The sequence below is a fragment of the Pseudarthrobacter polychromogenes genome, from assembly GCF_014644495.1.
Taxonomy (GTDB): Bacteria; Actinomycetota; Actinomycetes; order Actinomycetales; family Micrococcaceae; genus Arthrobacter; species Arthrobacter polychromogenes.
Genome location: NZ_BMKU01000007.1, coordinates 129,742 through 150,998, shown reverse-complemented (window position 1 = coordinate 150,998; position 21,257 = coordinate 129,742). Strand labels below are relative to the sequence as shown.

Sequence of the window (21,257 nt, the reverse complement as noted above, 5' to 3'; positions counted from 1 at the left end):
TCCCGTTTTGGGGATGCACGCCTTGCTCCGGTACCCTATTGAGGTTGGTGACGTGTCCGAGCGGCCGAAGGTGCAACACTCGAAATGTTGTTTGGTGTAAAAGCCAACGTGGGTTCAAATCCCACCGTCACCGCCAATAAGAAAGGCCCTGCTTCCCTGATAACCAAAGGGAAGCAGGGCCTTTTGCTTTGCGCTGAACGTGGTGCACGGGCCACGGGCGCTGCAGTCCACGTGCCCACCAGCGCGCGTGAACTGCGCAGCGGGGGTAGGTATGTTTTACCGCATGGACTTCACAGGCGGATGCGGATGAGTACCAACACCACCGCAAGGAACTATTGGCTGGCTTTGGCCGCCACGTACGGGCTGACCCTGAGCGTTGTGGCAATGGCAGATTGGCCCTGGCCCCTCTTCATGGGCGGAGCCTTCATCCTCTTCGTCGTCCTCCTCAGTCTCCGGTACCGCCAGGCCGGCCGGAAGATCCAAGGGAGGCTTGGCACTGCGGGTCCCGGTGTTGGTTTTGCAGGAAGCATTCTCGGAGCCGGGGCGCTACTTGTCCGCGGCACGCCGGTTGCCGCCTGGGCTGGGCCGCTGCTGGGTGTCATCGCATTCCTTGGAGTGTTCCTTTACCTCCAGCGGTTCGGCCGCTCCCATGGCCAAACGAGCGAATCGGCCACCTGACCAGACCGCCCACCGGCGGTTCGACGACGCGGGTTCGACGACGGAAAGAAGACAGCGTCAACGAAGTCAGGCCCCGGACACTGTCCAAGGCCTGACTTCTGGCTCTTTGCCCGCTACGCAGGCAGCCTTTTCTGCCCCAGCGCACGGCGGGCGCCTAGGGGATCAAGGTCCACAGCGGGCAACCAACTGGAGGACTGCGCTGCCCATGCTATGCCGCTGCCGTCTCGGCAACCCGCTTGGGCGTAAGGGAGGGGACGCCGTCGCCGTCCTGCCCGTACAGCCAGTCGTTGTACTGGAAGTTGTTGTCCTTCCGGCTCTTGAACAGCAGGTTGCGCAGTGTGCGGGCCAGGCCGGACACGTGCCAGGACTCGCCCCAGACACGGGCGGTGCGCTGGACGCGGGCCGTGCGCCCGGCGCGAACATCATTGAATTCACGAAGGGCCACGTCCCAGGCCTTGGGGTTAATACCCTCTGAAGTGAAGACGGTACCGACGGAAGCATCCTGCAGTGCGGCAGCGTCCTCGAGGGCCTGGCAGGCGCCCTGGGCCAGGTACTGGAGCATGGGGTGCGCAGCGTCGCCCATCAGCACCATGCGGCCGGCAACCCAGTTCTCGATGGGGTCGCGGTCGTACATGGGCCAGCGGATACCGGTAGCCAGGTTCTTCAGCGCTTCCTGTACCGCCGGCACGCAGTCCTTGTAGGCGGCCTCAAGCTCGTCCACTCCCCCGTACTGCTCTTCGCCGCGTTCGAAGGACGGCGACTTGAAGACGGCCACGGTGTTGAGCAGCTCGCCCTTGCGCAGGGGGTACTGCACAAGGTGGCAGTCCGGTCCGAGGTAGACAATGACATCCTCAAGGTCCGTCCTGGGCGTCTCGTCGGTGATGGGCACGGTGCCGCGGTACGCGACGTAAGCCGAAGAAACCGGCTCATCGTCGGCAACGAGCGGGCGCAGGGTGGAACGGAGGCCATCAGCGCCGATCACTACGTCGGCCTCGAAGTCCACGCCGGCCAGGGTGTGGGCCACGCCCCGGTTACCGACCGTCTCGACGCTCTCCACCGTGACATCGTTTACGAGCTTGACGCCGGCCGCCTCACAGCCTTCCAGCAGGACCCGGTGCAGGTCGCTGCGGTGGATGACCACGTAGGGCGCGCCGTAGCGCTCCTCGAACTCGCCGTTCAGCGTCTGGCGGGTGAGTTCCTCGCCGGTCACGGCGTCGCGGAACACCAGGTGCTTGGGCTGGACGCCGATTTCCAGCGCCTTCTCCAGCAGGCCCCAGCGGCGGAGGACGCGGGAGGCGTTGGGTGCCATCTGCAGCCCGGCGCCCACCTCGCCAAATTCGGGGGCGCGCTCCACCAGGGTCACGTTGGCACCGTTCTCGCGCAGTGCGAGGGCGCCGGCCAGGCCGGCCATCCCTCCTCCGATCACCAGGACATCGGTGGACGTGGCGTGCTCAGACATTGCTAACTCCTGTTGTTGGGTTTGAAGGGGAAGTTGAGAGTTTGGACTTGAGGTTGATGCCGACGGCGGCCAGCAGGACCGCTGCGATGGCTGCGGCTCCGGCGAAGGCAAGGAAGTTGGAATTGACTCCCAGCCCGGCGGCCAGCAGGAGGCCACCCACCTGGGGTGCTGCGACGGCGCCAATCCGGCCCGTACCGAGGGCCCAGCCAAGTGCCGTTCCCCGCAGATGGGCGGGATAGTGGCTGGCCACCGCGGCGATGATGAGGCACTGGGTGCCGTGGGTTCCGACTCCGGCGAGGACCAGCATGAGGTAGACAATGGAGACGGAGGGCCCGCTCACCAGTACCACCAGCGCGACGGCGGCGACGGCGGCTGCCGCGATCGCCGTCGGAATGGGTCCAAAGCGCGTTCCCGCCCAGGCGGTGATGACGGATCCGGCAACGGCACCAAGGTTCAGGGCCAGGGCGAACGTCAGTGCGGACCCCAGGTTGTAGCCCGCCAGCTGCATGAGGTTCGGCAGCCACGTGCCCAGCCCGTACCAGGCGAAGAGGGTGGCGATGGTGGCAACAGCAAAGAGCATGCTGATGCCCAGGTAGGGCGCGCGGAGGAGCAAGGAGAAGCCGGACGGTTCCTTGGCCACGGCGGTCGCAGCTGCCGTTTTGGAGGCAGCCTTGCCGGCGGGTGCCAGGGTCTCCGGCAGGTACTTGAGGCCCAGCGGCACCACGATCACCAGCGCCAGCACGGCCACCAGGAACATCGACTGCCAGCCGAAGGCCGGAATGAGCTGGATGCCAACAAGGGCGGCGATGGAGCCGCCGATCGGGACACCGGACATCATCAGGGTGGCCACGATGGAGCGCCACTTGGCGGGAACCAGCTCCGCAACCAGGGCATTAGCGGACGGCACCAGGCCGCCGAGTCCAATACCGGCGAGGAGTCGCAGGGCTCCAAAAACAGCGGCGTTGGGGGCGAAGGCACACAGGACGGTGAAAATGGAGAAGACGATGGCGCAGCCGAGGATGGTCCTCCGGCGGCCCCACGAGTCGGCCATGCGGCCGGCGAAGATCGCCCCGATCATCATGCCCAGGAAGGCCATGGAACCTACGGTCCCGGCGGTGGCCTTGGTCAGGCCCCACCCGGTTTCGGTGATCAGGGAGGACTGGACAGTGCCGTACACGATGAGGTCGTAACCATCGAAGACCACCAGCAGCCAGCACACGAGGACTGCGGCTGCCGAGGCCTTGGAGAACCGGCCGTGCCCGTCATTGGACGTGGGGGTGGAGTCCCCCGGCGAGGACCGTTGCGTCGCTACAGCGGGAAGTGTGTGATTCATCCCACTACTGTCATGGCCATGGAAGATGAACCACAATACAATTCTGATGTGCAGAAAAACCCGCTTCCGCAAGCAGCTACCAAGACGGCGGCGCGGAAGCCTGCGCAGAAAAAGCCCGTGCAGAAGCGGCCCACCTATTCCATCGAGGCGGTGGACAATGCGCTGCAGCTCCTCCAGCTCCTGCGCGACGGCGGAACGCTGCGCCTGAAGGATGCGGCCGAGGAGCTGGGGGTGGCCCCCTCCACCGCCCACCGGCTCTTGGCCATGCTGGTGTACCGGGGCTTTGCCGTGCAGGACGAGACCCGCCGCTATGTTCCCGGGCCGGCCATGGGAGTCGGCCCGGCCGGGTTGAGCTGGACCAGGCTGCTCCGTTCGCTGGCCCAGCCCCATATGGAGCTCCTCTCGGCCCAGCTCAACGAGACGGTGAACCTCATGGTGCGCGTGGGCACCAAGGTCCGCTTCCTGGCAACAGTGGAGGGCAACAATGTGCTGCGGGTCGGCGACCGGCAGGGCACCGTGATGCCGGCGAACAAGACCTCCGGCGGCAAGGCAATGCTTGCGGAACTCGAACAGCACATGCTGGAACAGCTGTTCCGCAGCAACAACGCCGAGATTGGCGGAGACACCATCCCCGACGACGAGTATCCGAAGTTCCTGCGCGAACTGGAGTCCATCCGCGGCAACGGCTTCGCAGCCAACTTCGAAGGGACGGAGGACGGTGTGAGTGCCTTAGGGATGGCGCTGCACAACCGGCACGGGCACGTGGTGGGCGCCCTCAGCGTCGCCACCCCCGCTACCCGCTTCCGCGCAGTATTCGACGCCGGGCTGGTTCCCGCCCTGAAAGAATGCTGCCGGCAGCTTGAGATCGATATCGCGGCGAACCCGGCAGAGCCGGATTAAACGCAGCCGGATTAGACGCAGCCGGACTGAACGCAGCCGCACCAAGCACACGCGGACCTATGCCGCTGCACCGCCAGCGCTTCCACGTCACCCTCCAATAATTCTGAACAGCAGAATATGTTGGAGCTCACACCCCGTCCTTCCGTAGAGTCAGGCCACGCCAAAGAACTGTTCTGACCTACAAAGGAGGCCCACGTGTCCATCAGCGCCGAGAACACGACCCATGAATCAGTGGCCGCCGGGCTTACCGTCCCGGAGCCGACGCCGGAGGAGGCTGCGCAGCTTGAGCAGCTCTACAAGGACTTCGACAAGGAAAACCTGATCCCGCTGTGGACCGAGATCGGTGACCTGATGCCCATGGTCCCCACCCCGAAGGCTGTGCCGCATGTGTGGCGGTGGAGCGACCTTTACCCGCTGGCCGCGCGTGCCGGTGACCTGGTACCCGTGGGCCGGGGCGGGGAGCGCCGGGCTATTGCCCTGGCCAACCCGGGACTTGGCGGTACTGCCTATGCGACCCCCACGCTGTGGGCAGCAATCCAGTACCTCGGCGGCCGCGAAACCGCCCCGGAGCACCGCCACTCCCAGAACGCGTTCCGCTTTGTCGTCGAGGGCGAAGGCGTATGGACCGTAGTTAACGGCGACCCCGTACGGATGTCCCGCGGCGACTTCCTGCTCACCCCGGGCTGGAACTTCCACGGCCACCACAACGACACCGATGAGCCCATGGCCTGGATCGACGGCCTGGACATCCCGTTCGTGCACTACGCCGACGCCGGGTTCTTCGAGTTCGGCACCGAACGGGTCACTGACGAGGCCACCCCGGACATCTCCCGCTCCGAGCGGCTCTGGGCCCACCCCGGCCTGCGCCCGCTCTCCGGCCTGGACGACACCACCAGCTCCCCCATCGCCGCGTACCGGTGGAAGTACACTGACGCCGCCCTGCGCGAGCAGCTGCTCCTGGAAGACGAAGGCCACCCGGCCACCGTCTCCCAGGGCCACGCCGCCATCCGCTACACCAACCCCACCACCGGCGGGGACGTGATGCCCACCATCCGGGCCGAGTTCCACCGCCTCCGCGCCGGCGCCACCACCGAGGCCGTCCGCGAGGTGGGCTCCAGCGTCTGGCAGGTCTTCGAGGGCACCGGCTCCGTGGTCCTGGACGGCGAAACGAAGCAGCTGGCCAAGGGCGACCTGTTCGTCGTCCCGTCCTGGGCTGCCTGGTCGCTGCAGGCCGATTCTGAGTTTGATCTGTTCCGCTTCAGCGACGCCCCCATCTTTGAGCGCCTGAACTTCAACCGCACCTACATCGAAGGACGCACCAAGTAATGAAACTCCTCACCCTCCGCACCTCCGTTGGGGACAAAACAGTAACGACGGCGGTCCGCCAGGACGGCGATACCCTCACCGAGATCCCCGGTTTCGCGGACGTCGGCGCCCTGCTGCAGGACCCCGCCTGGGAAGCCACGGCGAAGGCGGCCAACGGCGCAACGCACCCCCTCGACGGCGCGGACCTTGCCGCCGTCGTGCCTTCCCCGGGCAAGATCATCTGCGTGGGCCACAACTACCGCAACCACATCAAGGAGATGGGCCGGGAAGTCCCCGAGTACCCCACCCTGTTCGCCAAGTACGCCGAGTCCCTGATCGGGCCCAACGACGATCTTGCCCTGCCGCAGGAATCGGACACCGTGGACTGGGAAGCCGAACTCGCCGTGGTCATCGGCAAGCAGGGCCGCCGGATCAGCGAGAAAGATGCCGCTGGCCACATCGCCGGCTACGCGGTCCTGAACGACATCAGCATGCGCGACTACCAGTTCCGCACTATCCAGTGGCTCCAGGGCAAGACCTGGGAGAAGTCCACCCCGTTCGGCCCGGCCCTGGTCACCAAGGACGAATTCACCCCCGGCCCCCTCATGACCTCCGCGGTGGACGGCGACGTCCAGCAGAGCACCCCGACGTCGGACCTGGTGTTCACCCCCGAATTCCTGGTCTCCTACATCTCCACGATCATCACGCTGAACCCGGGCGACGTGATTGCCACCGGCACCCCCGGCGGCGTGGGCCACGCACAGGACCCCAAGCGCTACCTGCAGGAAGGCCAGGTCCTGGTCACCACCATCGGAGGCCTCGGCCAGCTGAAGAACCGCGTGGTCAAGGAAGCCTGATGGTTGCCCGCCACGACCAGACGCAGGACCCGGCGCTCCTGGACGCATTGCTCCAGGCGCGCCGGGGCACCGCGTTCTTCGCCCGCAAGCTGAACGAGCTCTCCGACGCAGAGCTCGACGGCGGCACGCTCCTCCCGGGGTGGACGCGCCGCCACGTCGTGGCACATGTGGGCTACAACGCCCGTGCCATCGCACGGCTGATCGAATGGGCAGCCACCGGCGTGGAAACCCCGATGTACGCCTCCCCTGAGGCCCGCAACTACGAAATCGACTTCGGGTCCACCCTGTCCCCCATCGCGCTGCGGCACCTCTTCGACCACTCGGCCGTGCACCTGAACGTCGAATGGCGCGACCTGCCCGCGGACGCCTGGCACCACAAGGTCAAAACCGCCCAGGGACGCATCGTCCCGGCGGAGGAAACCGTGTGGATGCGCACCCGGGAGGTCTGGATGCACGCCGTGGACCTGGACAACGGCGCCACTTTCAGTGACATCCCGGCCCCCGTCCTGGAACGCCTGCTCAAGGACATCACCGGTGCCTGGCACACCCGCGGCACCGACACCGGGCTCCTCATCAAGGTCACGGGCACTTCCCTGGCGTTGGGAGACTCGGGCGCGGCTGACCCGACGACCGTCACCGGGCCGCTGCCCGCCGTCGTCGAATGGGCTGCCGGCCGCGGTTCCCGCGGCGTCACGGCCACCGGACCGGGCACTACCGAAGGCACCCCCGCCGCACCGAAGTGGATCTAGGCACCTCCACGCGGCAGCAAAAAAGAGAAAGCCCCTGATGGAGGGGCTTTCTCTTTTTGCGTTCCCAGCCTGTTGCCGGCGACTTCTTCCCGGCCCTGCCAGTGGTGAAGGGCAGAACGAGCCGGGATTGGTGGGCGGCGTCGCGGTAGATCTTGTGAGTGACGGGCCGGCCAACCGGGAGGTACCACCTGCTCTGCGACGACGGTAAAGGGCAGTAGCCGAAAGACAGCTGCTGCCCTTTGCCGGGGCCCTTCCTAGAGCCTTGTGTCGAAGGAACCGCAGAACACGTTGTCGTTGAACGTGCCCTGGAACGTGGACTTGCCCTGGATCTTTTCGATGGTGGCCCGGATTGCCTCGCGGGACCCGGCGTGGGCGTGGATCGCCGTCTTCACCATGGGCACGTCAATCAGGTGGTTCGGCTGGTTCAGCGAAACGAACACGGTAGGAACCTCGGTGACATACCACGGGATCTCCGCGGCCATGGGAGTGGACCACTTGATCCGGATGGCCGCCTCCTGGGCGAACCCCTTCACATTGGCGAACACAAAAGCGGCGTCGTACTTGTCCGCATAGTCCCCGGTGGCTTCCTCCGAGATGATTGACATGAAATTCACGCCAGTCTCCCCTGCGGCCTCCCGCTGGTCGGCCGTCTTGAACAGGTGCACCTCGAAGCCGGCGGCCTCCAGTTCCTCCTTGACGGTGTCCAGGTAGGCGAGCGGATCGGCGCGCGTGAAGTCCGCCCCGCCGGAGATGCCGTACAGCCGGATCCGCGGATGCGTCTGCGGCGTGATGGGCAGGTTGTGGGCCGTGTCCTTGACCAGCGTGACCGTCTTGTCCGCGATCTCCGCGGCAATGGCGCGGTGGGCCTCGCTGCCAATCCTGTCCAGCGCTTCCACGGGCGGCACGAGTTCCGCGCGCGGCCGCACGTGCAAACCAAGGGACGCTTTCAGCCCCAGGATCCGGCGCAGCGCATCATGCAGCCGCTGCTCGGTGATGACGCCGGACTTGTAGCCGTCCATCATGTAGCCGAAGTCTTCCGCGGGGTTGCGGAAGAAGAGGAACATGTCGCAGCCTGCAGCAATGGTGGCCGGCACCAGGTCCTTGCGTTTCATGGCCTGGGTGAGGCCGATCATCTGCGAGGCGTCCGTGAGGACCAGCCCGTTGAAGCCGAGCTCCCCGCGCAGCAGGTCCTGGAGCAGCTCCGGAGACAGCGTGGCCGGAAGGATGTCCGCGTCGGCCAGGCCGGGGCGGAAGTGCCGGGACAGTTCCGGTGCCCCGATGTGCCCGATCATGATGGACTGCACGCCGTGGCCGATCATTTCCCGGTACACGTGCCCGTAGGTCCGGTTCCAGTCCTCGTAGCTAAGGGTGTTGTAGGACGTGACCACGTGCTGGTCGCGTTCGTCGATGCCGTCGCCGGGGAAGTGCTTCATGGCACAGACGGTGGGTGACTTGCTGATGCCGTCGAAGTACTCCTTGGCCCGCTCCACCACGATCTCCGGGGTGTTGCCGAAGGACCGGGTGGAGATGACCGTGTTCCGCCAGTTGTAGTGGATGTCCACGATCGGCGCGAACGCCCAGTTGCAGCCCAGCGCCGCGGTTTCGACGCCGGCAACCTGGCCCATCTGCCCCGCGATGGCCTTGTCCGGGTGGGAGCCGGCCTGCAGGTGCGTGGACACGAACGTGCCGTCGTCGCAGCTGCCGGCTCCTCCCATTTCCGGGTTGGAGGCCACCAGCAGCGGGATCCGGGTCCTGGACTGGGCGTACCGGATGTGTTCCTGCACTGCGGCGGAGGGGCCTGGCCGGTAGCGCATGCCGCCCACATGATAGTTCCCCAGCACGCCGTCGAGGTACTCCGGGGAGTAGTCGTTGTTGTGGTTGATGAACAGCTGCCCGATCTTTTCCTCGAGGCTCATGCCGGCGATGGTGGAACCCACCCACGCAACGGCGTCGTCGTCGAGATTGAACGGCGCGGCCTGGAGGTCGACGTCAAACTGGCGGGGCTGGGTGCCCGCGGCACCTCCTGCACTGCGTTCCGGGGAAGGGCCGACGGCGGCAAGTCCGTCGAGTGCCTCCCGCACCACCTGCTGCACGGGCGCCGCGATGTCCACCACGATGCCGGTTTCGCCGGCCTCGAGCGGTTCAAGTGTGGCCAGCTGTGAGTCCAAGAGGGCCGGCGGCATGAAGTGCCCGGAGCGCCCTTCTGTCCGTGCCCTCAGGACGTCCTTGCTGCCGTGCAGGTGCAGGAAGACGGTGTCCGGCGCCTGTTCCCGGATGGCGTCGCGGTAGCTGCGGCGCAGTGCGGAGCAGGCCAGGACCAGTCCGCCGTCGCCCGCGTTTGCCAGTTCGGTGCCCACGGTGGCGAGCCACGGCCAGCGGTCCTCGTCGGTCAGGGGCGTGCCGGCAGCCATCTTGGCGACGTTCTCCACGGGGTGGAGGGAATCGCCGTCGAGGAAGGGGACACCGAGTCCCCTTGCGACGAGGTCGCCGATGGTGGTCTTGCCGCAGCCGGAGACGCCCATGACGATCACGCGGAGCTTGGCCTGGGCGGTTTCCTGGGGCTTGGGAGTGTTCACCAGTCGTGGACCGTTCCGTCGATGAGGCGGTTGTATGGCAGGTAGGCCTGCTGGTACGGGAACGCAGCGGCGGCTTCCTCGTTGAATTCGACGCCGATGCCGGGTTTGTCGCCCGGGTGCAGGTAGCCGTCCTTGAAGGTCATGGACTGCTGGAAGACCTCGTTGGTCTTGTCAGAGTGCTGCATGTATTCCTGGATGCCGTAGTTGTGGATGGCCAGGCCCACGTGCAGCTGGGCTGCGAAACCCACCGGGGAGATATCGGTGGGGCCGTGGAAGCCGGACTTGATCTGGTACTGCGCGGCGAAGTCCATGACCTTCTTCAGCGGCGAGATCCCGCCGAAGTGCGTGGACGCGGCGCGGACGTAGTCGATCAGCTGTTCCTTGATGAGGGTCTGGTAGTCGTAGACGGTGTTGAAGATTTCACCGATGGCCAGCGGTGTGGTGGTGTGCTGGCGGACCAGGCGCAGGCCTTCCTGGTTCTCGGCCGGGGTGCAGTCCTCCAGCCAGAACAGGTCGTACGGCTCCAGCGCCTTGCCCAGCTTCGCGGCCTCGATCGGCGTCATCCGGTGGTGGCCGTCATGCAGCAGCGGGATCTCGGGGCCGAATTCGTTCCGGACCGCCTCGAAGACGGTGGGCAGGTGGCGGAGGTAGGCGCGGGTGTCCCAGTCCTCCTCGACGGGGAAAGCGCCGCGGCCGGCAGGCTCGTAGTCATAGCGTTCACCCGAGGCCTGGGCCTGCGCGGCCACACCGTAGACGGCCTTGATGCCCGGGACGGCGGTCTGGATGCGGATGGACTTGTACCCCAGCTCCAGGTGCTCGCGGACCGAATCGAACAGGGAGGGGAGGTCAGCTCCCGAGGCGTGGCCGTAGGCGCGCAGCCCGTTGCGGGATGCCCCGCCGAGGAGCTGGTAGACCGGCATTCCGGCCATTTTGCCCTTGATGTCCCACAGTGCCATGTCCACGGCGGCGATCGCGGCCATGGTCACGGGCCCGCGGCGCCAGTACGAGGAGCGGTACAGGAACTGCCAGGTGTCCTCGATCCGGTGCGGGTCCTTGCCGATCAGCAGCTGGGCAACGTGTTCTTTGAGGTAGGCGGCAACGGCCAGCTCGCGGCCGTTCAGGGTGGCATCTCCGAGGCCCGTCACACCGTCCTCGGTGGTGATCCGGAGGGTCACGAAGTTGCGGGAGGGACTGGTCACGAAGACGTCAGCGGCAATGATTTTCACTGCAGGTCCTTTCGAAGGGGGTCGGGTGCCTCTGTAGAAGTGGAGGCGGGCTTGTCGAAGCTTCCCAGCAAGCTTTCGATCAGTCGCACTACGGAGTCGTCACCGGCCACTATGGGGTCCACCAAGGCCACGAGGCCACGGATCCGTTCCGTACCGGTAAGCAGGTTGGCCGCGTCCACGGCGTCAGCCAGGGGGTCTTGGAAGGATGCACTTGCGGCCGTGAAGTCCATCCATGCCGCAATCATGGCCGCAGCAGCCGCCCCGGACCTGCCGGCTGCGCGTTCGGCCTGCAGGACCGGAACAGCGCGCATCCGCAACTTGGTGCTGCCGTCCAGCGCAATCTGGGCGAGGTTGTGCGCAATCCTGGCGTTGCCGAAACGGGCCAGCAGGGCGGCACGGTACGCAGGGATCTGCAGGTCCGCCGTCGCTTCCGTCCCTGACAGGTTGGCCTCAGCCTCGTCCCAGAATGCTTCCACGGCCTGGAGGCACACAGGGTCTGCCAAGGCCTCCGCCACGGTGCTGTGCCCCCGCAGCTGCCCGGCGTAGGCCAGCAGCGAATGGGCGCCGTTGAGCAGCCAGAGCTTGCGGTTTTCATAGGGTTCGATGTCCTCAACGAACAACGCTCCCGCGTCTTCCCAGCGCGGGCGGCCGGCGGGGAAGTCCCCGCTCAGCACCCAGCTCGAAAAGGGTTCAGCAATGACCGGCGAGGAGTCCCCGTAGCCGGAGGCGGCCTGGACACCGGCGATGTCCTCCCCGGTGGTACGCGGGGTGATGCGGTCAACTGAGGTGCTGACAAAGCTGACCTCCTTGGCGATCCAGGCGGCCAGGCCGGCGTCCAACGCACCGGCGAAGCCCGCCACGGCCTCCCGCGCCACGGCGCCGTTGTTGGAGAGGTTGTCGCAGCAGACCACGGCCAGCGGACCGGACCCTGCATCGCGGCGTGCTCCCAGTGCCAGCACCAGCCGGCCAAGGGGGGTGGCCGGGGCGTCTCCGGAGGCCAGCCGGACAAGGTCAGCGGCGACGCCGGGTGCTGTGGTGTCGAGCTTGCCGTCGGCGCCCAGGCCGTAGGCCGCCTCGGTGATGGTCAAGGTGACCACTGCCGTGGCCGGCGCTGCCACCAGCCGGGCCAGCCGGGCCACATCCGCGCCATCCAGGGCCTCCACAATGCTGCCCACCACGGTGAAGGAGTCGCCGTTGTCCGCGCGCTCCACCAGCGTGTACAGCCCGTCCTGTTCCGCGAGGGCAACCGCGGCATCGGGGCGGCGGCCGGTGAAGGCGGCGATGCCCCAGTCCGCGGCGTCAGGGGCCTGCTGGGTATACCAGGCCTGGTGCGAGCGGTGGAAGGCGCCAAGGCCCAGGTGGACAATCCGCACTGGGGCCTTGGGCAATGGGCGAACCGTGCGGTTCAGCTGTGGAATGGTCGCAGCCGGAGCCGGCGTGGCAGCGTGGTTCAGCTCGGTGCTCACAGCTTGAACACCCGCCGGGGCGACCCGTCCACGATGTCCACGATGAGTTCGTGGGCGCGCTCTTCGCTGACGCGGTGTTCGGCCACCAGCCGGGCCAGGAACGAAGCTTCGATCCGGCGTGAGGCGTCGTGCCGGGCCGGGATGGAGCAGAAGGCCCGGGTGTCGTCGATGAAGCCGGAGGAACGCGAGAATCCGGCGGTCTCCGTGACGGCGGACCGGAACCGCAGCATCGCATCCGGTGCGTCCAGGAACCACCACGGCGCGCCCAGGTATACGGACGGGTAGAAGCCGGCCAGCGGGGCCAGTTCGCGGGAGAACACGGTCTCATCCAGGGTGAACAGCACCAGGTGAAAATCCTTGGCGGTACCGAAGTCCTGCAGGACCGGCCGGATGGCCTCGGTGTAGTTGATGGCGAACGGAATGTCATGACCGGTGTCGGCACCAAAGGTGGTGAAGGTTGGTTCGTGGTGGTTGCGGTACGAGCCGGGGTGGATGGTCATCACCAGGCCGTCCTCCACCGACATCCTGGCCATCTGGTACATCATGTGGGCTTCGAAGTCGTCGCGGTCCCGGGCCGTCGCCGTGCCCGATCGGGCGCGGTCGAACAGCTTCGCGGCGTCCGCGGCGTCAAGCTTGAGGGTGGCGGGGGTGCGGACGCCGTGGTCCGCCGAGACCGCGCCGTGGTCCACGAAATAACGACGCCGGTTTTCCAGGGCGGTGAGGTAGGCGCCATAGCCCGTGCCGCCGTCGCCCGCTGCCGCGATGAGCCGGTCCACGTTCTCCCCCCACGCGGGGTGGGCGATGTTGAGGTAGGCGTCCGGGCGGAAGGTGGGCAGGACGCGCCCGTGGAACGTGGGGTCCTGGGCAATGGCCCTGTGACTGTCCAGCGTGTCCAGCGGCTCATCGGTGGTGGCCAGGACCTCGATGTTGAAGTCCTTGAACAGCTCGCGGGGCCGGAAGCCGGGTTCCTGGAGCTTCGCGGAAATGGCGTCATAGCTGGCGTCGGCAGTGTCCGCGCCCACCTCCCCTTCGAGGCCAAAGACGCTGGAGAACTGGGTGCGGAGCCAGTATCCGGACGCGGTGCCCTCGAACAGCGGCCATGCCCTGCAGAACTCGCGCCAGACGGAACGGCTGTCCGGCTGCGATCCGGTGGATTCCCGGAGCCGGTCCAGCGGGACGCCGCTGGCATGGATCAGCCGGGTGACGTAATGGTCCGGGCTGACCAGCAACGCTGCCGGGTCCGGGAAAGGTGTGTTCTGCTCGATGACGGAGGCATCAACGTGCCCGTGCGGGGAAAAGATGGGGAGGTCCCGGACGCGCTGCAGGAGGTCCCGCGCGATGCTGCGCGTTCCTGGATCCGCGGGCAGGAGCCTGTCTGGGTTGGCGGCAATCGACAGTGACATACGTCCATGGTCCGGCCGGGCAGCCGCTCTTGTCAACCGGTTGCCAAAATTGCCATTCTTGTTTCCGTTTAGCGCTGGCCTGCCGCGAGGAGCCGTCCACTGGAGCCGCGGAGCACCAGTTCGGTCTCCATCTGCAGTGTCCCTTCTGGTTCCGCGTTTCCCTTTCCCTGGAGCAGGTCGAGCAACCGGGCGGCCGCGCCAGCGCCGCACTCCCCCAGCGGCGAGCGCACCGTGGTCAGCGGCGGGGTGGTGAAATCCGCACCGAAGATGTCGTCGAAGCCCACGATGCTGATCTGGTCCGGCACTGCCATGCCCCCGGCCTGCAGTTCCTGCATCAGGCCGATGGCCAGGAGGTCGTTGTACGCCAGCACTGCGGTGGCGCCGGTGGACAGCACGTCGCGCGCCACCTGCCGGCCGCCGTCGACCGTTGGTTTGGTGGATTCCACCCGCACAGCCTCAAGCCGGGACCACTCACAGGCGGACTCGAAACCTTCCCAGCGCCGTGCGGACATCCACGACTGCGCGGGGCCGGCCACGAAGGCGATCCTTTTGTGTCCGTTGGCCGCGAGGCTGCGGACTGCCTCGCCGATACCTTTCCGCACGTCGGGGATGACGGAGGGCACACCCTCCACCTCGCGGTTGATGACCACCACGGGCTTGTCGCGGGCCAGGGCGCGGATGTCGTCGTCGTCCATGCGCGGACTCGCCAGGATCAGGCCGTCCGCCGTGGCCATCATGCGCCGCGCCGCGGTCAGTTCGGTGGCGGCGGATTCGGCGGATTCGGCCAGGACCAGGGTGTAGTCGCGCAGGGTGCCCGTTGTCTGGGCGCCGCGGATGATGTCGAAGAAGGTGGGGTTGGTGATGTCGGCAACGATCAGCCCGAAGGTGTTGGTCCGGCCGGTGGGCAGGGCGCGGGCGAAAGGATTGACCTGGTAGTTCAGCTCGGCGGCCGCGTCCTGGATGAGTTTCTGCGTCTTGGCACTGACCCTGCCGGGCTTGCTCAGTGCCCTGGACACTGTTGAAGGGTTTACGCCGGCTACCTTGGCGATGTCGTAGATGGTGGCATTGCCCTTGCCGTCCCGGGGCTGCTTCTTCGCAGCCTCCGGGGTTGCGGGGCTGTGAATCTTGGGTTCGGTCACCGCCCCATCCTAACGAGGACACTCTTCGAGCCCGGCCGCAGGCAGGTCAACGCATATTCTTGGCCAGCAAACCGAAAACCCGCCACGACGTTTGGATCAGGTCACATATTTCCAGGGTTTGCTGCTGGATACCATGAGTTGACCGGACAGAGCCGTCCGATGGGATCGATGCAGAAGGACACTCATGACTGCGGTGACGGTGGACGATATCCTCGCGGATCTCCCCCTGGGTTTCGCCACCCTGGTCCTGCGGCCGGCGTCGGCCAGCCCTGCCATCGAGCGGTTCCTGATCGTGGACGCCGACGATGAAGCGCCCGACGCCGCAGCCGCCTTCGTCCTGCTGATCGGGGTCCGCGGCCGGTCCGCGTTGCCGGCACTGCGCCGGCTCCTGAAGAAGAGCCCTCCACCGGTGGTGGCCGTGAAGGGAAGCCGCGGGGAACTGTCCGAGGCCGAGGAACTCCTGCGCGATGCCGGCACCGGACTGCTGCTGGTGGATCCCGGCGCGGACTGGGACCGGCTGCTGTCCATTGCCAAGGACAGGATCCAGCCGCCGAGCTACCAGAGTGAAGTGCTCACGCTGCTGGAGGAGGACCTTTTCGCCATCGCCCAGACCACCGCACGGCTCACCTCCAGCCATGTGGTCATCGAGGACGCGGCCAACAAAGTGCTGGCGTACTCCACCGTCTCCAACGACATCGACGAACTCCGCAAGGCATCGATCCTGGCGCGCCGCGGACCCCGCAAATACGAGCTGCTGCTCAAGGACCTGGGCGCCTACCGCGAACTGCACGGAACCCGGCTGCCCGTGCGCGTCCCGGCCCGGCCGCAGGACGGGCTGCGCGAACGCGTGGCCATCACGCTCTTTGCCGGCGACCGCATCATGGGCTACATCTGGCTCCAGGAGACGGGAGCCGGTTTCGGGCCCGACGTCGACCATGTGCTGAAGGGTTCCGCTGCGCGGACCTCCGCCGAACTGATCCGGTACCGCAACCAGCAGTCCGTGCACATGCGTGAAGACCGCGTGGCACGGATCCTGTCCGGCCCGGCGGAAGCCGCGGCCAGCGCCCACAGTGAAAAGCTCCCGGCGGAGCGCCCGGCTGCCCTGATCCTGATTGGCATGTCGGAGGCCGAAGCGCAGGCCGACGATGCCGCACTCAAGCACGGCGAACTCGCCAACCTGGCGTCCATCCACGCCGCTGCCTACAAGGCGTCCGCCGTGGTGGGGCAGTTCAAGGGGGACACGGCCATCATCGTTCCAGGCCTGCAGTCTGCCGCGGCCGAACCCGGGCTGCGGAGCCTCGCAGAGTCCATCATCAAGGACGCACGGAAGCACCTGGGCATCAGCCCCTTTGCCGCCGTCGGCCCGGTGGTTCCGGACCTGCTGTCCATCCACTCGGTGACCCGCATGACCGAGGCCCTCCTGGACTGCGTGGGCAGGTCCGGGGATATGTCCGTGGGAACGGTGGACGATTTCGAGGGCGAGATCCTGTTCCGGGAGGCAGTCCGGAACTTCTCGGCCTCCACGTTCCGCCACCGCAGCCTTTCACGGCTGCTGCGGGAGGACGGCGAACTGGCCGAAACCCTGCGGGCGTACTTTGACGCCGCGCTTGACGTCGCCGCCTGCGCGCGCCGGATGCAGCTGCACAAGAACACCGTTTACTACCGGATCAGCAAGGCGTCGCGGGTCACCGGCCTGGACTTCAGCAACCCCCGCGACGCGCTGGTGGCCCTGCTCCACGTCCAGGAGTGGGCCGGGACCCCTTCCAACGAAACCTCAGGCAGGAAATGACAACAACACTCCAGGCACCGCCGCTGGGACCGCTCCTCGACGACATCGTCCTCCGCCACCGGCCGGAAAGGGAGTCAGGCAGCATCCCGGGAAACATTCCCCTCCTGGCGGACGTCCCCTTCAACAGATTCGGCATCGCCGTCGCCACCACGTCCGGAGAAGTGTTCAGCGCCGGCGATGCAACCACGCCCTTCTCCATCCAAAGCATCTCCAAGGTGTTCACCCTGGCCATGGCGCTTCGCGGAGACAGCACAGGATCGCTGTGGTCCCGTGTCCTGCGCGAACCCTCCGGCACGCCCTTCAACTCCCTGGTCCAGCTCGAGGTGGAGCACGGCATCCCCCGGAACCCCTTCATCAACGCCGGCGCCCTGGTGGTCACGGACCACCTGATGGACAAGGCGCCCGACGCCGCCGCCCGGCTCCTGCGGTTCCTCACCGCGCAGGCAGCCAGCAGCGGGCCCGCTATCGATGAGGCAGCGGCAGCCGGCGAACTGGCCAACAGCAGCCGGAACCTGGCGCTGGCCCACTTCCTGAAAAACTTCGGCAACCTGCACCACTCGGCCGAAGCGGTGGTGGAGAACTACGTCCGGCAGTGTTCCATCATGATGACCTGCGCAGACCTGGCCAAGGCCGGGCTGTTCCTGGCCCGGGCCGGGCAGGGATCGCTGGGTCCCGTGCTGTCCCCCAGCGATGCAAAACGCGTCGGTTCCATCATGCTGACGTGCGGCATGTACGACGCCGCGGGCGAGTTCGCCTACCGTGTAGGCCTTCCGGGAAAGAGCGGGGTGGGCGGGGGAATCCTGGTCATCGTTCCGGGCGAGTGCGCCATCTGTGTCTGGAGTCCGCGGCTGGACGCCAAAGGCAACTCGCTGGCCGGTACTGCCGCTCTCGCCGATCTTTCCGACCTCACCGGCTGGTCCGTTTTCTGACCCACGCGCCCCTGATCCGGGCGCGCCGCACCACCCCACCTCTTTCCTTCCCAGCAGGATCTTCTCCGTATCGAAAGGATCACCCATGCCCATCAACCCCAAAGACAAGGTTGTACAGGACCACAAGGTCGCACCGGACCACGTGATCGACGGTGGTCATGCCCATGCTTCTGAGTCGGCGTTGCATGCCGAGGACCAGGGCTACCACAAGAACTTGAAGCCCCGGCAGATCCAGATGATCGCGATCGGCGGCGCGATCGGTACCGGCCTGTTCCTGGGCGCCGGCGGCCGGCTCAACGCCGCGGGCCCATCCCTGGTCATCGCCTACGCCGTCTGCGGGTTCTTCGCGTTCCTCATCCTCCGCGCCCTGGGCGAACTGGTCCTGCACCGGCCCTCCTCAGGCTCCTTCGTCTCCTACGCCCGCGAATTCTTCGGCGAAAAAGCCGCGTTCGTCTCCGGCTGGTTCTACTGGATCAACTGGGCCACCACCACCATCGTGGACATCACCGCCGCCGCCCTCTACATGAACTTCTTCGGCAACTACATCCCCTGGATGGCAGCCGTCCCCCAATGGACCTGGGCCCTCACCGCCCTCATCGTCGTCCTCGCCCTGAACCTCGTCTCGGTCAAGGTCTTCGGCGAAATGGAATTCTGGTTCGCCCTGATCAAAGTCGCAGCCCTGGTCATCTTCCTCATCGTCGGCACCTACTTCGTCATCTTCGGCACCCCCGTGGACGGCCAACAAGTCGGCATCAGCCTCCTGACCGACAACGGCGGGATCTTCCCCAACGGCCTGCTCCCCATGATCATCCTCATGCAGGGCGTCCTCTTCGCCTACGCCTCCATCGAACTCGTCGGCACCGCCGCCGGCGAAACCGAAAACCCCGAAAAAATCATGCCCAAAGCCATCAACTCCGTCGTCTTCCGCATCGCCGTGTTCTACGTCGGCTCCGTCATCCTCCTGGCCCTGCTGCTGCCCTACACCTCCTACGAAAAAGGCGTCAGCCCCTTCGTGACCTTCTTCGGCTCCATCGGCATCCAGGGCGTGGACGTCATCATGAACCTCGTCGTCCTCACCGCCGCCCTCTCCTCCCTCAACGCCGGCCTCTACTCCACCGGCCGCATCCTGCGCTCCATGTCCGTCAACGGCTCCGCCCCCAAATTCGCGGGCCGCATGAACAAAGCCGGCGTCCCCTACGGCGGCATCGCCATCACCGCCGGTGTCTCCCTCCTCGGCGTCCCCCTGAACTACCTCGTCCCCGCCCAAGCCTTCGAAATCGTCCTCAACGTCGCCTCCGTCGGCATCATCATGACCTGGGCCACCATCGTCCTGTGCCAGATCCAGCTCCACCGCTGGGCCAACAAAGGCTGGCTGACCCGCCCCTCCTTCCGCATGATCGGCGCCCCCTACACCGGCTACCTCTCCCTCCTCTTCCTCACAGGCGTCCTCATCATGGCCTTCATCGAATCCCCCCTCACCATGCTCGTCACCGCCATCGCCTCCGCCCTCATGGTCATCGGCTGGTACGCCTGCCGCACCCGCATCCGCGACATCGCCCAAACCCGCGAAGGCCACACCGGACTCTCCCCCGTCATCGCCAACCCACCCGCCAACACCTTCAGATAAAACCCACCCTGACCAAAGCCGTCCGAACAGCCAAAGAAAGCCCATGACAACGGAAACCGAAGCAACCCCCGCCGAATCCCCCACCCAGCCTGCCGCCGTCGCAAACCCTGCTGACGCCAGCCCGCAGCCGGGCCAGCCGCCCGCACCCCAGGCCAGCCCGCCGGCGCTGAAATCAGCCGGGCACGTCATCGTCGATTCGCTGGTGGCACATGGGTGGACCGCACCTACGTGGTGCCGGGCGAAAGCTTCCTGGACGTGCTGGACGGCCTGCACGGCTCCAGCATCGACACCATCGTCTGCCGGCACGAGGGCGGCGCCGCCTACATGGCCGAGGCGGACGGAAAGATGAACCAGCGCCCGGGCATCGCCATGGTGACCCGGGGGCCTGGCGCCGCAAACGCCCATGTTGGGCTGCATACCGCCTGGCAGGACTCCACCCCCATGCTGCTGTTCGTGGGTCTGATACCGTTCGCGCACCGGGACCGGGAGGCATTCCAGGAGTTCGACATCAAGGCCTGGTTCGATACCGGCGCGAAGCGCGTGATGGTCCTTGACCATGCGGAGCGAGCGTCCGAGATCGTGGCCGAGGCGATGTTCGCTGCCATGAGCGGCCGGCCGGGTCCGGTGGTGGTGGGCCTGCCCGAGGACATCATCCGGCAGCAGATTGACCCGGCACTGCACCCTGCCATCCCGGTAGCGGCCGGCGGCATGAGCCGCACCGACGCCGCAGCCCTGGAAGCCGCCCTGGCGGAATCCAGCAAGCCGCTCTTCGTCACCGGCGGCAATGACTGGACGCAGGAGGCGGCAGACCAGCTGACCGGCTGGCTGGAACGGCACCACATCCCGGCCGCGGCTGAATGGCGGACCCAGGGCACCGTGTCCTTCGATTCACCCTCCTACGTCGGCCCCATCGGCTACGGCCGTCCCCGCCCCACGTACGACCTCCTGGAGGAAACCGACCTCCTGGTGTTTGTGGGAACCGTGCCCGGGGACGTCATCACGGACGGATTCGTCTGCCGGCAGGACTGGACCAAGGAGAACTTCCTGGTGACCATCGATCCCTCCCTGCGCGGCCGGTCCGGACCGGTGTCCCGGCAGATCCTGGCCAAGCCGGAAGCCTTCGTCCGCGACCTCGCGGGGATCAGCCTGCCGGTCAAGGAGGAGTGGAAGGCATGGACGGGGAGAATGCGGACCGAGCAGCAACGGTTCGCCGCCCTGCCCCCGGCCTCCCCTGCACTGGGCCGGGCGCGGATGGACACCCTGATGGCGAACCTGGTGCCGCGGCTTCCGGAGGATTCAATGGTGACTTTCGGCGCGGGCGAGCACACCAACTGGGCCCACCGGTACTTCCCCACCCGCCGCTACGCCTCCATGATCAGCGCCCGCAACGGCTCCATGGGCTACTCCGTCCCGTCCGCCATCGCGGCATCCCTGGCTGAACCACGACGACGGGTGGTCACCATTGCCGGGGACGGCGAGTTCCTGATGAACGGGCAGGAGCTGGCCACCGCCGCCCAGTACGGGGCCACCCCGCTGGTGGTGGTGATGGACAACCAGGAATACGGCACCATCCGCACCCACCAGGAGCGCCAGTACCCGGAACGGGTCTCCGGGACCCAACTGAGGAATCCCGATTTTGGCCTGATGGCCAGGGCTTTCGGCGGTTTCGGCATCACCGTTACCGAGGACAGGGACGTACCTGCGGCGCTGGACGCCGCCCTTGCGGCAATTGACCGGGACGGCGTCTTTGCGCTGGTCCACCTCGTGGTGGAGCAACGCGTCAAGGCTTACTGAGCCCTAACGCAAGGAGGAGCGGACGAC

General features: G+C 66.6%; 15 protein-coding genes, 1 tRNA gene and 1 pseudogene. 10 read left to right on the top strand and 7 right to left on the bottom strand.

Going from position 1 to position 21,257, the window contains the following annotated elements; all coding sequences use genetic code 11:
• Positions 1-46 precede the first annotated feature (46 nt).
• Both IEX43_RS12800 and IEX43_RS12795 read left to right on the top strand, forming a co-directional pair.
• A tRNA-Ser gene (locus IEX43_RS12800) sits at positions 47-136 on the top strand.
• A gap of 170 nt (positions 137-306) precedes the next feature.
• Entirely contained in the window at positions 307-678 is a 372-nt protein-coding gene (locus IEX43_RS12795) for a hypothetical protein (RefSeq protein WP_188811550.1), read from the top strand.
• Between the two features lie 208 nt (positions 679-886).
• Here the strand turns inward: IEX43_RS12795 and IEX43_RS12790 are convergent, their stop codons facing one another.
• Positions 887-2,137, bottom strand: coding sequence for an FAD-dependent oxidoreductase (locus tag IEX43_RS12790; protein ID WP_188811548.1), 1,251 nt, complete (start codon positions 2,135-2,137; stop codon positions 887-889).
• A complete protein-coding gene (locus IEX43_RS12785) occupies positions 2,130-3,470 on the bottom strand; it encodes an MFS transporter (RefSeq protein WP_188811546.1) in 1,341 nt (446 codons plus the stop codon). Before IEX43_RS12785 ends, IEX43_RS12790 begins: the two co-directional genes overlap by 8 nt.
• A gap of 48 nt (positions 3,471-3,518) precedes the next feature.
• On the opposite strand from IEX43_RS12785, the gene IEX43_RS12780 reads away from it, so the two are divergent.
• From IEX43_RS12780 to IEX43_RS12765, 4 genes are all read left to right on the top strand, one after another.
• Positions 3,519-4,370: an IclR family transcriptional regulator gene (locus IEX43_RS12780; protein WP_229666448.1), complete on the top strand. Its 852-nt coding sequence runs from the start codon at positions 3,519-3,521 to the stop codon at positions 4,368-4,370.
• 195 nt (positions 4,371-4,565) lie between these two features.
• A complete protein-coding gene (locus IEX43_RS12775; protein ID WP_188811544.1) occupies positions 4,566-5,696 on the top strand; it encodes a cupin domain-containing protein in 1,131 nt (376 codons plus the stop codon).
• Positions 5,696-6,532, top strand: a complete 837-nt coding sequence (locus IEX43_RS12770; RefSeq protein ID WP_188811542.1) for a fumarylacetoacetate hydrolase family protein — start codon at positions 5,696-5,698, stop codon at positions 6,530-6,532. Before IEX43_RS12775 ends, IEX43_RS12770 begins: the two co-directional genes overlap by 1 nt.
• A complete protein-coding gene (locus tag IEX43_RS12765) occupies positions 6,532-7,281 on the top strand; it encodes a maleylpyruvate isomerase family mycothiol-dependent enzyme (protein ID WP_188811540.1) in 750 nt (249 codons plus the stop codon). The genes IEX43_RS12770 and IEX43_RS12765 overlap by 1 nt, the downstream gene beginning before the upstream one ends.
• A gap of 254 nt (positions 7,282-7,535) precedes the next feature.
• Here IEX43_RS12765 and IEX43_RS12760 read toward each other — a convergent pair whose 3' ends face one another.
• The 5 genes from IEX43_RS12760 to IEX43_RS12740 all read right to left on the bottom strand — a co-directional run bounded on the left by IEX43_RS12760 (position 7,536) and on the right by IEX43_RS12740 (position 15,091).
• Positions 7,536-9,803 (bottom strand): gluconokinase, GntK/IdnK-type, encoded by a 2,268-nt coding sequence (locus tag IEX43_RS12760; protein ID WP_188811680.1) that lies wholly within the window; start codon positions 9,801-9,803, stop codon positions 7,536-7,538.
• 50 nt (positions 9,804-9,853) lie between these two features.
• Positions 9,854-11,083 (bottom strand): D-mannonate dehydratase ManD, encoded by a 1,230-nt coding sequence (gene manD / locus IEX43_RS12755; protein WP_188811538.1) that lies wholly within the window; start codon positions 11,081-11,083, stop codon positions 9,854-9,856.
• On the bottom strand, positions 11,080-12,471 hold the full coding sequence (locus IEX43_RS12750; protein ID WP_229666447.1) for a mannitol dehydrogenase family protein: 1,392 nt from the start codon (positions 12,469-12,471) through the stop codon (positions 11,080-11,082). Before IEX43_RS12750 ends, manD begins: the two co-directional genes overlap by 4 nt.
• 74 nt (positions 12,472-12,545) lie before the next feature.
• On the bottom strand, positions 12,546-13,952 hold the full coding sequence (gene uxaC / locus IEX43_RS12745; RefSeq protein ID WP_188811534.1) for a glucuronate isomerase: 1,407 nt from the start codon (positions 13,950-13,952) through the stop codon (positions 12,546-12,548).
• Between the two features lie 68 nt (positions 13,953-14,020).
• Complete coding sequence (locus IEX43_RS12740) at positions 14,021-15,091, bottom strand: LacI family DNA-binding transcriptional regulator (RefSeq protein WP_188811532.1); 1,071 nt, start codon at positions 15,089-15,091, stop codon at positions 14,021-14,023.
• Between the two features lie 184 nt (positions 15,092-15,275).
• On the opposite strand from IEX43_RS12740, the gene IEX43_RS12735 reads away from it, so the two are divergent.
• From IEX43_RS12735 to IEX43_RS12720, 4 genes and pseudogenes are all read left to right on the top strand, one after another.
• Entirely contained in the window at positions 15,276-16,880 is a 1,605-nt protein-coding gene (locus tag IEX43_RS12735; RefSeq protein WP_188811530.1) for a PucR family transcriptional regulator, read from the top strand.
• Positions 16,877-17,809 (top strand): glutaminase, encoded by a 933-nt coding sequence (locus IEX43_RS12730; RefSeq protein ID WP_188811528.1) that lies wholly within the window; start codon positions 16,877-16,879, stop codon positions 17,807-17,809. Before IEX43_RS12735 ends, IEX43_RS12730 begins: the two co-directional genes overlap by 4 nt.
• An 85-nt stretch (positions 17,810-17,894) precedes the next feature.
• Positions 17,895-19,436 carry an amino acid permease gene (locus tag IEX43_RS12725; protein ID WP_229666446.1) on the top strand — a complete coding sequence of 514 codons (1,542 nt, stop codon included), beginning with the start codon at positions 17,895-17,897 and terminating at the stop codon, positions 19,434-19,436.
• A 43-nt stretch (positions 19,437-19,479) separates the two neighbouring features.
• Positions 19,480-21,230, top strand: a pseudogene (locus IEX43_RS12720) (thiamine pyrophosphate-dependent enzyme).
• The last annotated feature ends 27 nt before the right edge of the window (positions 21,231-21,257 follow it).

Excerpts from the sequence above, each read along its gene's own strand:
- IEX43_RS12795 (WP_188811550.1), top strand. The coding sequence starts at position 307 with ATGAGTACCAACACCACCGCAAGGAACTATTGGCTGGCTTTGGCCGCC.
- IEX43_RS12790 (WP_188811548.1), bottom strand. The coding sequence starts at position 2,137 with ATGTCTGAGCACGCCACGTCCACCGATGTCCTGGTGATCGGAGGAGGG.
- IEX43_RS12785 (WP_188811546.1), bottom strand. The coding sequence starts at position 3,470 with ATGAATCACACACTTCCCGCTGTAGCGACGCAACGGTCCTCGCCGGGG.
- IEX43_RS12770 (WP_188811542.1), top strand. The coding sequence starts at position 5,696 with ATGAAACTCCTCACCCTCCGCACCTCCGTTGGGGACAAAACAGTAACG.
- IEX43_RS12765 (WP_188811540.1), top strand. The coding sequence starts at position 6,532 with ATGGTTGCCCGCCACGACCAGACGCAGGACCCGGCGCTCCTGGACGCA.
- IEX43_RS12760 (WP_188811680.1), bottom strand. The coding sequence starts at position 9,803 with ATGGGCGTCTCCGGCTGCGGCAAGACCACCATCGGCGACCTCGTCGCA.
- uxaC (WP_188811534.1), bottom strand. The coding sequence starts at position 13,952 with ATGTCACTGTCGATTGCCGCCAACCCAGACAGGCTCCTGCCCGCGGAT.
- IEX43_RS12735 (WP_188811530.1), top strand. The coding sequence starts at position 15,276 with ATGACTGCGGTGACGGTGGACGATATCCTCGCGGATCTCCCCCTGGGT.
- IEX43_RS12730 (WP_188811528.1), top strand. The coding sequence starts at position 16,877 with ATGACAACAACACTCCAGGCACCGCCGCTGGGACCGCTCCTCGACGAC.
- IEX43_RS12725 (WP_229666446.1), top strand. The coding sequence starts at position 17,895 with ATGCCCATCAACCCCAAAGACAAGGTTGTACAGGACCACAAGGTCGCA.